The sequence below is a fragment of the Streptomyces sp. Xyl84 genome (assembly GCF_059731885.1).
The window spans coordinates 2,221,333-2,236,822 of sequence record NZ_AP029182.1; the positions used below are offsets into that span (position 1 = coordinate 2,221,333).

Here is a 15,490-nt window from a genome sequence, read left to right on the forward strand (position 1 = left end):
GACCCGATCTCAGACAGATGTATGAAGGCTCCGCGGAAATGCGGGAGAATGCCCGGGTGACGGCGGATTACAAGGGCGACTACCAGGAGCTGGTCGACGAGATCTCGGAGCTGCTGGGCGCTCCGGCCACCCTGGAGAACCGGAACTTCGAGCTGATCGCCTTCGGCGCCTACGACAGCGAGGGCGACCTGGACCCCTCGGCGCTGGACCCGGTGCGCACCCGCTCGATCCTCACCCGCCGCTCCACGGCCGCGGTCCGCCGCTGGTTCGAGGGGTTCGGCATCACCCGGGCCACCGGACCGGTCCGGATCCCGCCCACCCCCGAGGCCGGCGTCTACCGGGGACGGATCTGCCTGCCGGTACGCCACCGGGGAGTGGTCCTCGGCTACGTCTGGCTGCTGGTCGACGAACCGGGTCCCGACGAACCCCGGCTGGCGGCTGCCATGCGGGTGACCGCGCGGATCGGCGCGCTCCTCGCGGACGAGGCGCAGCACGGCGCCGACCTCACCCGCGAGCTGCGCGCGGTGCTGACCGCCGAGCGGGGCTGGCCGCAGGACATGGCGGTGGCCGAGCTGCGCACGGCGCTGGGGGCGCGCGCGCAGGGGCCGCACACGATGGTGTGCGTGGCCCCCTGGCCCTCGGCCGACCCGGACGACGCGCCGTCGGTGCGGACCCTGCCGGGCGCGACGGCGTTGTGCACCGTGCCGTGGGGGACGGCGGAGCAGTGCCTGGCGCTGCTGGTGCGGCTGCGCTCGGCGGACACGCTGACCCCGGCGGTGTCGGCGGCGACCCGGCTGCTGGAGCGCGCGGCGGCGGGGCACACCACGGCGGGCGCGGCGCGCCGCGGAGGGGCCGGGGTGGCCGCCGGTGTGGCAGCCGGGCGGTCGGGGCCGGGCGAACTGGGGACGGCCTGGACCCAGGCCGTCGCGGCGGCCCGCGCCGCACTCGCCGAGCCCCGGCTCGGCCCGGTCGCGCAGTGGGCCCGCCTCGGCCCGTACCGTCTGCTGACCTCGCTGTCCCCCGAGGCGCGGCACGACGCGGCCGTGGGCCCGCTCCTCGCCCCCGCCCACCAGGAACTGGCGCGCACCGCCGAGGTCTACCTGGACTGCGCGGGCCAGGCCGGCCGGACCGCCGCCGAACTGGGCGTGCACCGCCAGACCCTGTACTACCGGCTGTCCCGGGTGGAGCAGCTGACCGGCCTGGACCTGGACGACGGCGAGGACCGGCTGCTGCTGCACATGGCGCTGAAGGCGGCGCGGCTCTAGGTCCTGTCGTCAGATTCCCGTCGTCCGCCCGGAGGGCGGGCCTCGCGGTGTCAGGTGCGTGCTCTCGGCGTGCCGGGCCCTGACCCTCGTACTGGACGTACTCGGGTCTGGGCCCGGTGCGGCGAGAGTGCGTGCATGGCGTCGCGAGGCAGGCGGGAATGTGACGACAGGGCCTACTAGCCCGCCGCCTGCCCGGTCAGGCGCTCGGCGCGGCGCCCGCGACGACCCGGCGCAGGCCCTCGGTGAGCTGGTCGGCGCGGGTCGCGGTGCCGGGGTCGAAGAGCCACTGCACCATGAGGCCCTGGAGCAGGGTCTGGTAGAGGCGGCCCTCGGTGTCGACGGTCTCCTTGTCGAGGTCGGCCTCCGGGATGTCGTTGAAGAGCGGGAGCATTCCGGAGCGGCCCTCCTCCTGGGCCTGCGCGAGCAGCTTGCGCACCTCGGGCAGGCGGTCCCCCTGGAGGACCAGTTCCAGGCTCAGCAGCCAGATCGGGCGGGACTCGGGCACCGAGCGGATGACGCTTTCCCAGACCTCCTGGAAGCGCTCCAGCGACCCGGGGGGCGTCCGGGCCGCCCCGCCCTGCGGCCACGCGGGCCCGAAGCTGTCCCCCATGTCCTCGATCAGGGAGACGTAGGCCTTCACCAGCAGCGCGTCCTTGGAGCCGTAGTGGTAGCCGATGGAGGCCAGGTTGGTCCCGGACTCCTTGACGATGTCGCGCGCGGTCGTGCGCACGAACCCCTTCTCCAGCAGGCAGCGCTTGGCGCCGTCTAGCAGATCTTCGCGGTGTCCCATGTCCTCCAGCCTACCCACGGATCCATACGAGCGTCCCATACGAGCGTCTTACACGGACGATCTATACAGGCGTACTAGACAACCGTTTAAGACGCTTGTACATTCATGGCCATGACGAACTCGACGAGCACCACCACGACGGCGGCCGGTCTCGCCGGCCGCCGCGAATGGACCGCCCTCGGCGTGCTGATGCTGCCGCTGCTGCTGGTCTCGATGGACGTCTCGGTCCTCTACTTCGCCATCCCGGCGATCAGCGCGGACCTGGAGCCCACCGGCACCCAGCAGCTGTGGATCTTCGACATCTACGCGTTCGTCCTGGCCGGTCTGCTGATGACGATGGGCTCCCTGGGCGACCGCATCGGCCGCCGCCGGCTGCTCCTGATCGGGGCCACCGCCTTCGGCGCCGCCTCCCTGGTGGCGGCGTACGCGAACAGCGCCGAGACGCTGATCGCCGCCCGCGCGGTGCTCGGCATCGGCGGCGCGACCCTGATGCCCTCGACCATGGCGCTGGTGCGCACGATGTTCACCGACCCCGGCCAGCGGGCCAGGGCGATCGGCATCTGGTCCGGTGTGATGACCGCCGGCATCGCGCTCGGCTCGGTGCTCAGCGGCCTCCTGGTGCAGTACTTCTGGTGGGGCTCGGTCTTCCTGGTCAACCTGCCCGCGATGGCCCTGCTGCTGGTGCTCGGCCCGGTCCTGCTGCCCGAGTCGAAGAACCCCGCCCCCGGCCGCTTCGACCTGGCCGGCGTGCCACTGTCGATGGCCGCGGTGCTCCCCGTGGTCTACGGCCTCAAGGAGATCCCCTCCGAGGGCGTGCACCCGCTCTACGTCGCCTCGATCGTCACCGGTCTGCTCTTCGCCGCCGTCTTCGTCCGGCGCCAGCGCACCGCGGCCTCCCCGATGATCCCGCCGGCCCTCTTCCGCGGCCGGGGCTTCGCCCCCGCGGTGGTCCTGAACCTCGTCTCCTCGTTCGCCATGATGGGCTCGGCCTTCTACACCACCCAGTACCTGCAGTCGGTGCTCGGCAAGAGCGCGATGGAGGCGGCCCTGTGGGCGCTGCTGCCCTCGCTGCCGATCGGCATGGCGGCACCGGTCGCCACCCAGCTCGTGCAGAAGGGCGTCAACCGGGCCTACGTCGTCACGACCGGCTTCGCGATCGGCGCGGCGGGCTACGGGATGCTGGTCCTGGCCGGGACGGACTCCCTGTGGCTGGTCCTGGCGGCCTGTGCCGTCCTCTCCTCCGGCATCGTGATGGTCATCTCCCAGATGACCGACCTGGCGCTGGGCGCGGCCCCGGCGGAGCAGGCGGGCGCGGCCTCCTCCCTGCTGGAGACCGGCTCGGAGTTCGGCGGCGCGCTCGGCATGGCGGTGCTCGGCTCCGTCGGCACCGCGGTCTACCGTCACCGGATCCCCTCCGGCGCCCCCGCCGAGGCCCGCGAGACCCTGGGCGGCGCCCTCGCGGTCGCCGGCCGGCTGCCGGACCGGGCCGGGCAGGCCCTGGCAACGGCGGCCCGGGAGGCGTTCACCAGCGGGATGCAGGGCGCGGCCCTCGCGGGCGCGGCGCTGCTGGTGCTGGCCGGTGCCGCGGCGGCGGCCACCCTGCGCCGGGTGAACGTCCGCGAAGAGACCCGGCCGGCCACGGAGGCCGAGGAGATCACGCAGGCCGGGCGGGCCGGGACGGTGAAGGCGCCGGCCTGATCCCCCCAGCGCATGCGAAAGGCGCCGGGTGAGCCGGGAACCTCCGGCTCACCCGGCGCCTTCGGCTGCCGGAAGGGTGCGACGACCTCAGACGAGGTTCACCGAGCGGGCGGACGTCGCCCCGATCTCGGCGGCGACCTCCGCGAGCACCCCCGCGGGCACCGTGTCGTCCACGGTCAGCACGGCCAGTGCCTCGCCGCCCACCGTCGCACGGGCGACCTGCATGCCGGCGATGTTGATACCGGCCTCGCCGATGACCCGGCCCACCGTGCCGACGACACCGGGACGGTCCTCGTAGCGCAGGACGACCATGTGCTCGGCGAGCGCCAGGTCGACGTCGTACTCGCCGACGGCGACGATCTTCTGCACGTGCTTCGGGCCGGCCAGGGTGCCGGAGACCGACACCTCCTGGCCGTCGGCGAGGGTGCCGCGCACGGTGACCACGTTGCGGTGGTCCGCGGACTCGCTGCTGGTGGTCAGCCGCACCTCCACGCCGCGCTCCTGGGCGAACAGCGGAGCGTTGACGTAGGAGACGGTCTCGTCGACGACGTCCTCGAAGACGCCCTTGAGCGCGGACAGCTCCAGCACCTTCACGTCGTGCTGGGTGATCTCGCCGTACACCTCGACGTCGAGGCGGACGGCGACCTCGCCGGCCAGCGCGGTGAAGATCCGGCCGAGGCGCTCGGCGAGCGGCAGGCCCGGCTTGACGTCCTCGGCGATGACACCGCCCTGGACGTTGACCGCGTCCGGGACCAGTTCACCGGCGAGGGCGAGGCGCACCGACTTGGCGACGGCGATGCCCGCCTTCTCCTGCGCCTCGTCCGTGGAGGCGCCCAGGTGCGGGGTGCACACGACCTGGTCGAACTCGAACAGCGGGGAGTCGGTGCACGGCTCCTTGGCGTACACGTCCAGGCCGGCGCCCGCGACGCGGCCCTCCTTGAGCGCCGAGTACAGCGCCTCCTCGTCGACGATGCCACCGCGCGCGGCGTTGACGATGCGCACGCTCGGCTTGACCTTGTGCAGCGCGTCCTCGCCGATCAGACCGAGGGTCTCGGGGGTCTTGGGGAGGTGGACGGTGATGAAGTCGGACACCTCCAGCAGCTCGTCCAGGGTCAGCACCTTGACGCCCATCTGCGCGGCGCGCACGGGCTGCACGTAGGGGTCGTAGGCGACGACCTTCATGCCGAAGGCGGACATGCGCTGGGCGACCAGGGCGCCGATGCGGCCGAGACCGACGACACCGAGGGTCTTCTCGGCCAGCTCGACACCGGTGTACTTGCTGCGCTTCCACTCGCCGTTCTTCAGCGCGGCGTTGGCCTGCGGGATGTTGCGGGCGGTGGCGAGGAGGAGACCGCAGGCCAGTTCGGCGGCGGTCACGATGTTGGAGGTCGGGGCGTTGACGACCATCACGCCGGCCTTGGTGGCGGCGGAGACGTCGACGTTGTCCAGGCCGACACCGGCGCGGGCGACGACCTTCAGCTTCTTCGCGGCGGCGATCGCCTCGGCGTCGACCTTGGTGGCCGAGCGGATCAGGATCGCGTCGACGTCGGCGATGGCGGGCAGCAGTTCCGCCCGGTCGGCGCCGTTGCAGTGCCGGATCTCGAAGTCCGGACCGAGTGCGTCGACGGTCGCGGGCGACAGCTCTTCAGCGATGAGTACGACAGGTTTCGAGCTCACGTGAGTCCTCACAAGTCCAATGCGTGCGGACGGCCGTCCCGACGGCCGCAGGCGGTGGAGTGGGCGGGGTGCTAGCCGCGTGGAAGACGCACGACGCTGTGGGCCTGACGCGTTGTTGTGCAGCAGTGTAGTGGCGTCGCGTGCGTCGTATTACGCCGCTGCGGAAGGATCACCCGTCCGTGGCTGGACGGGGTGGACAACGCCGCGAGTCGACCGCGACTCCGACGTTACTCCCGGTTCGTCAGAAGGGGCCGGAGCACAGGCTCCGGCCCCCGGGGGCTGGCGTCGCTCTCCCGTCAGCCCCTCGGCCCGAAGGAGGCTCAGGCCTCCTCGTCGACCCAGCTCATGAGCTTGCGCAGCTCCTTGCCGGTGGTCTCCAGCAGGTGCTCGGAGTCCTGCTTCTTGTACTCGTTGTACTTCTTCAGACCGCCGTGGTACTCGTCCATCCAGTTCTTGGCGAACGAACCGTCCTGGATCTCGGCCAGGACCTTCTTCATCTCGGCCTTGGTGGCGTCGGTGATGATCCGCGGGCCGGTGACGTAGTCGCCCCACTCGGCGGTCTCGGAGATCGACCAGCGCATCTTCTCCAGGCCGCCCTCGTACATGAGGTCGACGATCAGCTTCAGCTCGTGCAGGCACTCGAAGTAGGCGATCTCCGGCTGGTAGCCCGCCTCGACCAGCGTCTCGAAACCGGCCTTCACCAGGGCGGCGGTGCCACCGCACAGGACGGCCTGCTCACCGAACAGGTCGGTCTCGGTCTCCTCGGTGAAGGTGGTCTTGATGACACCGGCCCGGGTGCCGCCGATGCCCTTGGCGTACGACAGCGCCAGCGCGAACGCGTTGCCGGAGGCGTCCTGCTCGACGGCCACGATGCACGGGACGCCGCGGCCCTCCTCGTACTGACGGCGCACCAGGTGGCCCGGGCCCTTGGGGGCGACCATGCAGACGTCCACGCCGGCCGGGGGCTTGATGAAGCCGTAGCGGATGTTCAGGCCGTGACCGAAGAACAGCGCGTCGCCGTCCTTCAGGTTGTCCTTGATGTGCTTCTCGTAGACCTCGGCCTGGATCGGGTCCGGCACCAGGATCATGATGACGTCGGCCTCGGCGGCGGCCTCGGACGGGCTCACCACGCGCAGGCCCTGCTCCTCGGCCTTGGCCTTGGACTTGGATCCCTCGTGCAGACCGACACGCACGTCGACACCCGAGTCGCGCAGCGACAGGGCGTGGGCGTGACCCTGGCTGCCGTAGCCGATGACCGCGACCTTGCGGCCCTGGATGATGGACAGGTCGGCGTCGGCGTCGTAGAACAGCTCGGCCACTGGGTTCTCTCCTTGGTGTGCAGGTTGTGCGTCCCACCGTATGCCGGTGGGCGGACGGGAAGTTTCGGGGTCTCGGCATACGGGCGGACGGTGTCACCCGAGCGCCCGTACGCGTCGCTCGGTGTCGTTACGCCGACCGGTCGAGGGCGCGCAGCGACCGGTCCGTGATCGAACGGGCACCGCGGCCGATCGCGATGGTGCCGGACTGCACCAGCTCCTTGATGCCGTACTGCTCCAGCATCTTGAGCATCGCGGTCAGCTTGTCGCTGGAGCCGGTGGCCTCGATGGTGACGGCCTCCGGGGAGACGTCGACCGTCTTGGCGCGGAAGAGCTGGACGATCTCGGTGATCTGGGAGCGCGTCTCGTTGTCGGCGCGCACCTTCACCAGGACCAGTTCGCGCTGCACGGCCGAACCGGGTTCCAGTTCGACGATCTTCAGCACGTTGACGAGCTTGTTGAGCTGCTTGGTCACCTGTTCCAGCGGCAGGTCCTCGACACCGACCACGATGGTGATGCGGGAGATGTCGGGGTGCTCGGTGACGCCGACCGCGAGCGAGTCGATGTTGAAGCCGCGGCGGGAGAAGAGGGCGGCGATCCGGGCGAGGATGCCGGGGGTGTTCTCGACCAGGACCGAGAGCGTGTGCTTGGTGGACATGACGGTCGTACCTTCCTGAAGTCCTCGGACGGCTCTCAGTCGTCGGCGCCGTCGCCGAAGTCGGGACGGACGTCCCGCGCGGCCATGATCTCGTCGTTGGAGGTGCCGGCGGCGACCATCGGCCAGACCATCGCGTCCTCGTGGACGATGAAGTCGATGACGACCGGGCGGTCGTTGACCGCGTTCGCCTCCTCGATGACCTTGTCCAGGTCCTCCGGGCGCTCGCAGCGGATCGCGTGGCAGCCCATGGCCTCCGACAGCTTCACGAAGTCGGGGACGCGGGTGCCGCGGGCGTCGGGGTTGACGTCGTCCGGGCCGGAGTGCAGGACCGTGTTGGAGTAGCGCTGGTTGTAGAACAGGGTCTGCCACTGGCGGACCATCCCGAGGGCGCCGTTGTTGATGACGGCGACCTTGATCGGGATGTTGTTCAGGGCGCAGGTGGTCAGTTCCTGGTTGGTCATCTGGAAGCAGCCGTCGCCGTCGATCGCCCAGACGGTCCGCTCCGGCATGCCGGCCTTGGCGCCCATGGCGGCCGGGACGGCGTAGCCCATGGTTCCGGCGCCGCCGGAGTTCAGCCAGGTGGCGGGCTGCTCGTACCGGACGAAGTGCGCGGCCCACATCTGGTGCTGGCCGACGCCCGCCGCGAAGATCGTGCCCTCGGGGGCGAGCTGTCCGATCCGCTCGATGACGTGCTGCGGGGACAGCGAGCCGTCCCCGGGCTCGTCGTAGCCGAGCGGGTAGGTGTCGCGCCAGCGGCTGAGGTCCTTCCACCAGGCGCTGTAGTCGCCCCTGTGGCCCTCGGCGTGCTCCTTCTGGACGGCCTGGACCAGGTCGGCGATGACCTCGCGGGCGTCACCGACGATCGGCACGTCGGCCTCGCGGTTCTTGCCGATCTCGGCGGGGTCGATGTCGGCGTGAACGATCTTGGCGTACGGGGCGAAGCTGTCCAGCTTGCCGGTGACGCGGTCGTCGAAGCGGGCTCCGAGGGCGACGATCAGGTCGGCCTTCTGCAGCGCGGTGACGGCGGTGACCGCACCGTGCATGCCCGGCATTCCCACGTGCAGCGGGTGGCTGTCGGGGAACGCGCCGAGCGCCATCAGGGTGGTGGTGACGGGCGCTCCGGTGAGTTCGGCCAGCACCTTCAGCTCGGCGGTGGCCTTGGCCTTCAGGACGCCGCCGCCGACGTAGAGGACCGGGCGCTTGGCGGCGGTGATGAGCTTGGCGGCCTCGCGGATCTGCTTGGCGTGCGGCTTGGTGACGGGCCGGTAGCCGGGCAGGTCCATGACGGGCGGCCAGGAGAAGGTGGTCTTCTTCTGGAGGATGTCCTTGGGGATGTCGACCAGGACCGGGCCGGGGCGGCCGGTGGAGGCGATGTGGAACGCCTCCGCGATCACCCGCGGGATGTCCTCGCCCTTGGTGACCAGGAAGCTGTGCTTGGTGATCGGCATGGTGATGCCGACGATGTCCGCCTCCTGGAAGGCGTCCGTGCCGATCGCGGAGGACACCACCTGCCCGGTGATCGCGACCAGCGGCACGGAGTCCATGTTGGCGTCGGCGATCGGGGTGACCAGGTTGGTGGCGCCCGGGCCCGAGGTGGCCATGCAGACGCCCACCTTGCCGGTGGCCTGCGCGTAGCCGGTGGCGGCGTGGCCGGCGCCCTGCTCGTGCCTGACCAGGACGTGCCGCACCCGGGTGGAGTCCATCAGCGGGTCGTACGCCGGCAGGATCGTGCCGCCCGGAATGCCGAATACCGTGTCCGCGCCGACCTCCTCGAGGGAGCGGATGAGGGACTGCGCACCCGTGACGTGCTCGGGAGCGGACTGCTGTCCTCCGGAACGGGGCCGCGGCTGCGGATGGTGGGCCCCGGTGGCCTGCTCGGTCATCGGCATTCTCTTCTCGATGCTGAGGTTCTGCGAGGGTTTCGGGTGTCGGCTTTCGCCAGGTTCGCACGGTGCGGGACCGCGGTACGGCAGGTGCCCGTGCAACAAAAAACCCCTCGTGCCGTGAGGCAAGCGAGGGGAGCGCGCCGGTGAGGGTCGCTGGGGATTCCGGATCGTCCTCCGGTGGGCCCCAGCTCAGCCGACGCGCTGTCCAAGTACGAGAATTCGGGTGCGCATGGCACTGACCCTCCCCCCGGCGCACATCCACTGTCAAGTGGGTGGGACGGGAGTCTCATTATGTGGGCGCAGTCCCGTTCCTCCGCCGAAGACGGCCGGCACCTGCCCGGTGTACACGCCGGCGCCGCCGCCCCCGGCGAACGCGGGCTCGGCCGGGCCGTGCGGCACCGGGTAGTGGCCGGAGGCGAGCGCCCGGCGCAGCCGGTACTCGTCGAGCGGACCGGAGAACGCCATGCCCTGGCCGTGCGTGCAGCCCATGGCGCGCAGGGCCTCGGCCTGTTCGGGCAGGTCCACGCCGTCGGCCACCGACTGCAGCCCGAGGTCGCCCGCGATCCGCAGCAGTCCACTGGTGATCTTGTGCAGGCGGGCGGATTCCACGACGCCCTCGACCAGGGAGCGGTCGAGTCTGAGCACGTCGACGGGGAGCCTGCGGAGCGCCGTGAGGGCTCCGTGGCCGCTGCCGAAGCCGTCCAGGGCGATCCGTACGCCGAGCCTGCTGAGGGCGGACAGGCGGCGCTCCAGCTCGTCCGGCGAGACCCGCGGGTCGGTGTCGGCCAGCTCGATCACCAGGGACCCGGAGGGCAGCCCGTGCCGGGTCAGCAGGGCCTCCACGGTGCCCGGCGGCATCGAGCGGTCCACCAGGCGGCGCGCACCCAGGCGGACCACGACGGACACGCTCAGCCCGGTCCGGGCCCGCTCGGCGGCCTGCTCGACGGCCTCCTCCAGCATCCAGCGGCCCAGTTCGGCCGTCTTGTCGCTGTCCTCCGAGACCCGCAGGAACTCGGCGGGCGTGAACAGCACGCCCTGCGAGGAGCGCCAGCGGGCCTGGGCGGCGACCGACGTGATCCGGCCGGTCGCCAGGCACACCACCGGCTGGTGCAGCAGCGTGAACTCGCCGTCGTGCAGGGCGGACCGGAGCCGGGTCGCCAGCTCCGCCTTGCGGACGACGTCCTGCTGCATCTGCGGCTTGTACAGCTCGACGCGGCCCTTCCCGGCCGCCTTGGCGCGGTACATGGCGAGGTCGGCGTTGCGCAGCAGCTCCCCCGCGCCCAGGCCCGGTTCGGCGAAGGCGACGCCGATGGACGCGGCGACCCGGACATCGTTGCCGTCGATGAGGTAGGGCTGCGAGAGGGTCACCCTGAGCCGGTCGGCCAGCTCCAGGATGTGTCCCTCGCGGGCGGTGCGGTCGCGGGTGCCGTCCCCGACGATGAGCGCGGCGAACTCGTCGCCGCCGAGCCGGGAGGCGGTGTCCCCGTACCGGACGGCGTCCTGGAGTCTGCGGGCGGCCTGGACGAGCAGCTCGTCCCCGGCCTGGTGGCCGATGGTGTCGTTGACGGCCTTGAAGCCGTCCAGGTCGATGAAGAGGACCGCGGTGCCGCGGTCGGTGGAGCGGCGGCCGGACAGCGCCTGCTGCACGCGCTTGGTGAACAGCGCGCGGTTGGGCAGGTCGGTGAGCGGGTCGTGCTCGGCGTTGTGCTGGAGCTGCGCCTGCAGGCGGACGCGTTCGGTGACGTCCCGGCTGTTGAAGATGAGGCCGCCGTGGTGGCGGTTGATGGTCGACTCCACGTTGAGCCAGCCTCCCCCGCCCCCGGCTTCGCTCGAGCGGGAGGTGCTCCCGCCCCCGGACCGGAAGCGGCACTCGATGCGCGTGGTGGGTTCCTCCAGCGGGCTGGCGGCGAGGAACCGGCGCACCTCGTGCACCACGCAGCCCAGGTCCTCCGGGTGGATGAGACCGGCCAGTTCTGTGCCGACCAGTTCCTCGGCGGGCCGGCCGTAGACCCCGGCGGCGGCGGGCGAGACGTAGCGCAGGATGCCGTTGGGCGCGGCGATCATGATGACGTCGCTGGAGCCCTGCACCAGGGAGCGGAAGTGGTTCTCCTTCTGGGCGAGTTCCTGGGTGAGGGCGATGTTGTCGAGCAGCATGATGCCCTGGCGCACGACGAGGGCGAGCACCACGGCACCGGCGGTGATCAGCACCACCCGGTCGACGCTGTGGCCGTTGAGCACGTTGTACAGGACTCCCAGCGTGCACACGGCGGCGGCGAGGTAGGGCGTGAGGGCGGCGAGGGAACCGGCGATGGGCCGGGCGGCCGGATACCGGTCGTGGTCCGCCTCCGGTGCGGCGGGCGGAGGGGCGTACGCGCCGCGCGGGGCCCGGCGCTGGCCGGGCACGCGCTCGTGCGGCACGCGCGCGTGCCCGTCGGGCTCGGGGGCGTCGCCCGCGGGGGCGTGGCCGTCGGCCTCGGGAGGGTGCCCGTCGGCCACGCGCGCGCGGGTGTGCGGGTGGGCGTGGGCGCTGAGCGGGTGCGCGCCGGCCGCTTCGGCGGCCGTGGCGCGGCGGGCGGTGCCGTCGTGACCTGAGTCGTGACGGGCGGTGCCGTCGTGGCCCGGATCGCGGCGGGCGGTGCCGTCGTGGCGGGTGCCGTCGCGGGCCGGCCGGTCGTGGTCGGTTCCGTGACGGGCGGGGCCGTCCTGGGCCGTTCGGCGGCTGTCGTGTGCCGTTCCGCGGCCGTCGTGGTGGTGTGTGTCCCGGGTGGGGCGGCCGGGTCCGGGCGCGGGGGCGCAGGAGGAGCCGACCCAGGGGGCGTACGCCAGGAGCAGCGACCCGGCGAACCAGCCCGCGTCCAGGAGCTGCCCCGAGCGGTAGCTGTGGTGCATCAGCGGCGAGGTGAACAGGGCGTCGCTCAGCACGGTGAGGGCGAGCCCGCCGATCGCGGTGTTCACCGCGGTGCGGTTGAGCGGGGAACGCCGGAAGTGCAGCGCGAGCACCATGCTGACCAGGGCGATGTCCAGCAGCGGGTACGCCAGCGAGAGCGCGGTGTGCGCGACGCTCGGCCCGTCGAACCTGGCCGCCTGTGCCAGGGCCAGGCTCCAGGAGAGCGTGAGCAGCGAGCCGCCGATCAGCCAGGCGTCCAGTGCCAGGCAGACCCAGCCGGCCTTCGTCACCGGACGCTTGGCGAGCACCAGCAGTCCGACGATCGCCGGCGGCGCGAAGCACAGGAAGAACAGGTCCGCGTAGCTGGGGCTGGGCACGGGGTCGCCGAGGACGACCTCGTACCAGCCCCATACGCCGTTGCCCAGGGCGGCCATGGCCGAGGAGAGGGCGAAGAGCAGCCACGCGGACCGGAAGCGGACCCGGTGTCTGCGGGCGTACAGGGCGCACGACACGGCGGCCGTGCCCGCCGCGGCGGCCAGTCCGAAGTCACCCATGATCAGGGCGAGTTCCCGCGAACCCCAGTCGCACGCCGACCCGACGGCGTATCCCGCGCACACCAGGGCGAGCAGGAGCTGGGAGGCCAGTCTGCCGAACCCGCCCTCCGGGGCGGGCGGCCGCTCGGGGCGCCCTCCCGGCGGGGGCGGGGTGGGGCGCGCCTCGTCGAGCGCGGTCACGGTGACGGTGGGCGGGCTCACCTGGACCTCCCGGTCCGGGCCGCCACGTCCCTCGTGCTCCGGTGCGTGTGCGTCACGTGGCCGCCGGGCCCCCGGTGGCGGCACCGGTGACAGCCGCGGCGGTCGCGGTGGCCGGGCCGGTCGCCGTACCGGCCACCGCCGCGAGCGGCCGTGTGCCAGGGCCTCCGGCGGCCTTGCCGCGTCGGATCGTTCGTCCATAGGCCGTGCATCGCCCGTCGCCCCCCTCGCAGTCCGAAATGTCCATCCCCGGCGCCGAACGGTGCGCGGCGCAGCCCCTGCCGGGGACGATACACCAGTCTCGTCACTCAGGGACATAGCTGCTCTACGCTCCGTGACGACCAGCGCATATGCTGATACGCACCGCGTCCGGGGGGTCGCGGACGGTGCGCGGGCCGGGGGCTATCCGCGGGCCGCGCCCGTCGTCAGGACCACGTTCGCGAGCGGCTCGTGGTTCACAAACCGGTGCAACTGGCCCGTCAGCAGGCGCTCGGCGCGCGGCCGGAACGCCGACGTGGGGCCGCCGACGTGGGGAGTGATCAGCACGCCGGGCGCGTGCCACAGCGGATGGTCCTCGGGCAGCGGCTCGGGATCGGTGACGTCGAGGGCGGCGGTGAGCCGTCCGCTCTCCAGCTCGGCCAGCAGCGCCTTGGTGTCCACCACCCCTCCGCGCGCGACGTTCACCAGGAGCGCGCCGTCCTTCATCCGGGCGAGGAAGCCCTCGTCGACCAGGCCGCGCGTGGCCTGTGTCAGGGGCGTGGACAGGATGACGACGTCGGCGTCGGGGAGCAGGGCCGGCAGCTCGGTGAGGGGGTGCACCGGACCGCGCGCCGTGGTGCGCGCGGAGCGCGCCACGCGCGCCACCCGCGCGACCTCGAAGGGCACGAGCCGGTCCTCGATGGCGGACCCGATGGCTCCGTACCCCACGATGAGGACGTTCTTGTCGGCGAGCGCGGGGTGGAAACCGCCGTTCCACCGCCGGCGGTCCTGGTCCCGTACGAAGCCGGGGACGCCGCGCAGGGAGGCGAGGACGAGCGTCAGGGTCAGCTCGGCCGTGCTCGCCTCGTGCACCCCGCGCGCGTTGCACAGCGCCACACCGGGCGGGAGGTGCTTCAGGCCGGGCTCCACGTTGTCGGTGCCGGCGGACAGCGTCTGCACGACCTGCACCGAGCGCATGCGCTCCAGCGGGCGTACGACGAGGCCGGCGGGCCTCATGTAGGGCACGACGTAGAAGGCGCAGTCGGCCGGATCGCCGGGAAAGGCCTGCTCACCGTCGTCACCTCCGTCCCAGAACAGGTAGTTCGGCCCCGCGGGGAGCCCCTCGATCTCCTCCGGCGGGATGGGCAGCCACACGTCAGCACTCATGGCCAGGAGGCTATGCCAGGCGCGTGCGGACGCAGAGGTTAGGTTGGTGAACCGAGGAGAGGGAGGGTTACGGCGAGGTGGAGCGCAGGACGATCGGCGCGGCGGCACTCGCGGTGGGGGCCGTAGGGCTTGGCTGCATGCCGATGAGCTGGGCCTACAGCGCGTCCCGGCGGCGCGGTGAGGAGTCGTTGCGCGCCGTGCACCGGGCGCTGGACCTGGGCTCGACGCTGCTGGACACCGCCGACATGTACGGCCCGTTCACCAACGAACTGCTGCTGGGGCGGGTACTGAAGGAGCGGCGTCACGACGCCTTCGTCTCCACCAAGGTCGGCCTGCTGGCGGGCGACCAGCACATCGTGGCCAACGGCCGTCCCGGGTACGTGCGGCGGGCCTGTGACGCGTCGCTGCGGCGGCTGCAGACGGACGTGATCGACCTCTACCAGCTGCACCGGGCCGACCCCGAGGTGCCGGTGGAGGAGACCTGGGGGGCGATGGCGGACCTGGTGCGGGCCGGGAAGGTGCGAGCGCTCGGCCTGTGCGCCGTGGGGGTGCGCGGCGGACGCCGGTCCCGGGGGCCGCTGTACGACGGAACGATCCGGCAACTGGAGCGGGTGCAGCAGGTCTTCCCGGTGAGCGCCGTGCAGGCCGAACTGTCGGTGTGGTCGCCGCAGGCCCTGGAGTCCCTGCTGCCGTGGTGCACGGCCCGGGGTGTGGGCCTGCTGGCCGCGATGCCGCTGGGCAACGGCTTCCTGACCGGCACGCTGACCCCCGGCGAGGGGTTCGAACCGGACGACCTGCGGGCCCGCCATCCCCGCTTCACCGCCGAGATGATGGCCGCCAACCAGCCGATCGTCGCCGGTCTGCGGCGGGTCGCGGCCCGGCACGGCGACGGCGTCACACCGGCCCAGGTCGCCCTGGCCTGGGTGCTCGCCCAGGGGCCGCACGTCATACCGGTGCCGGGCACCAAGCGGGAACGCTGGGTCACCGAGAACGCGGCCGCCGCCTGGCTGCGGCTGACGGCGCCCGACCTGACGGAGCTGGGACGGCTTCCGGCGGCGCGGGGGTCGTGGGACTGACCGCGGGACGGTGAGCGGGGGCGGGGCGGGAGCGGTACGGCGTCGGCTGGTCCGGCCGGGGGGACGGGCCCGCGACGGGCCCGGGTCGCCGCGGGGGGCGCCGGGGACGGTGGCGGGCGC

Annotated in this window: 10 protein-coding genes; 3 read left to right on the forward strand and 7 right to left on the reverse strand. The window is 72.3% G+C overall.

All coding sequences use genetic code 11. The annotated features are described in order from the left end of the window. Positions 1-38: 38 nt before the first annotated feature. Positions 39-1,265, forward strand: coding sequence for a PucR family transcriptional regulator (locus AC6I72_RS09420; protein ID WP_498000381.1), 1,227 nt, complete (start codon positions 39-41; stop codon positions 1,263-1,265). A 196-nt stretch (positions 1,266-1,461) separates the two neighbouring features. On the opposite strand, the gene AC6I72_RS09425 is transcribed toward AC6I72_RS09420, so the two are convergent. After that, a complete protein-coding gene (locus AC6I72_RS09425) occupies positions 1,462-2,055 on the reverse strand; it encodes a TetR/AcrR family transcriptional regulator (RefSeq protein ID WP_498000382.1) in 594 nt (197 codons plus the stop codon). A 111-nt stretch (positions 2,056-2,166) separates the two neighbouring features. On the opposite strand from AC6I72_RS09425, the gene AC6I72_RS09430 reads away from it, so the two are divergent. Continuing rightward, on the forward strand, positions 2,167-3,753 hold the full coding sequence (locus tag AC6I72_RS09430) for an MFS transporter (RefSeq protein ID WP_498000383.1): 1,587 nt from the start codon (positions 2,167-2,169) through the stop codon (positions 3,751-3,753). 87 nt (positions 3,754-3,840) lie between these two features. On the opposite strand, the gene serA is transcribed toward AC6I72_RS09430, so the two are convergent. The 6 genes from serA to AC6I72_RS09460 form a co-directional block, all read right to left on the reverse strand. Next, on the reverse strand, positions 3,841-5,430 hold the full coding sequence (gene serA / locus AC6I72_RS09435; RefSeq protein WP_498000384.1) for a phosphoglycerate dehydrogenase: 1,590 nt from the start codon (positions 5,428-5,430) through the stop codon (positions 3,841-3,843). A 320-nt stretch (positions 5,431-5,750) separates the two neighbouring features. Continuing rightward, on the reverse strand, positions 5,751-6,749 hold the full coding sequence (gene ilvC / locus AC6I72_RS09440) for a ketol-acid reductoisomerase (RefSeq protein ID WP_498000385.1): 999 nt from the start codon (positions 6,747-6,749) through the stop codon (positions 5,751-5,753). Positions 6,750-6,876: 127 nt separating this feature from the next. Further along, positions 6,877-7,404, reverse strand: a complete 528-nt coding sequence (gene ilvN, locus AC6I72_RS09445) for an acetolactate synthase small subunit (RefSeq protein ID WP_018568644.1) — start codon at positions 7,402-7,404, stop codon at positions 6,877-6,879. Positions 7,405-7,439: 35 nt separating this feature from the next. Continuing rightward, entirely contained in the window at positions 7,440-9,287 is a 1,848-nt protein-coding gene (locus AC6I72_RS09450) for an acetolactate synthase large subunit (protein WP_498000386.1), read from the reverse strand. Positions 9,288-9,554: 267 nt separating this feature from the next. Next, the gene (locus AC6I72_RS09455; RefSeq protein WP_498000387.1) at positions 9,555-12,932 is read right to left on the reverse strand and encodes a putative bifunctional diguanylate cyclase/phosphodiesterase; all 3,378 of its coding nucleotides are present in this window, start codon (positions 12,930-12,932) and stop codon (positions 9,555-9,557) included. A 399-nt stretch (positions 12,933-13,331) separates the two neighbouring features. Then, the gene (locus AC6I72_RS09460) at positions 13,332-14,294 is read right to left on the reverse strand and encodes a 2-hydroxyacid dehydrogenase (protein ID WP_498000388.1); all 963 of its coding nucleotides are present in this window, start codon (positions 14,292-14,294) and stop codon (positions 13,332-13,334) included. A gap of 77 nt (positions 14,295-14,371) precedes the next feature. Between AC6I72_RS09460 and AC6I72_RS09465 the strand changes: the two genes are divergently transcribed. Then, complete coding sequence (locus AC6I72_RS09465; protein WP_498000389.1) at positions 14,372-15,370, forward strand: aldo/keto reductase; 999 nt, start codon at positions 14,372-14,374, stop codon at positions 15,368-15,370. The last annotated feature ends 120 nt before the right edge of the window (positions 15,371-15,490 follow it).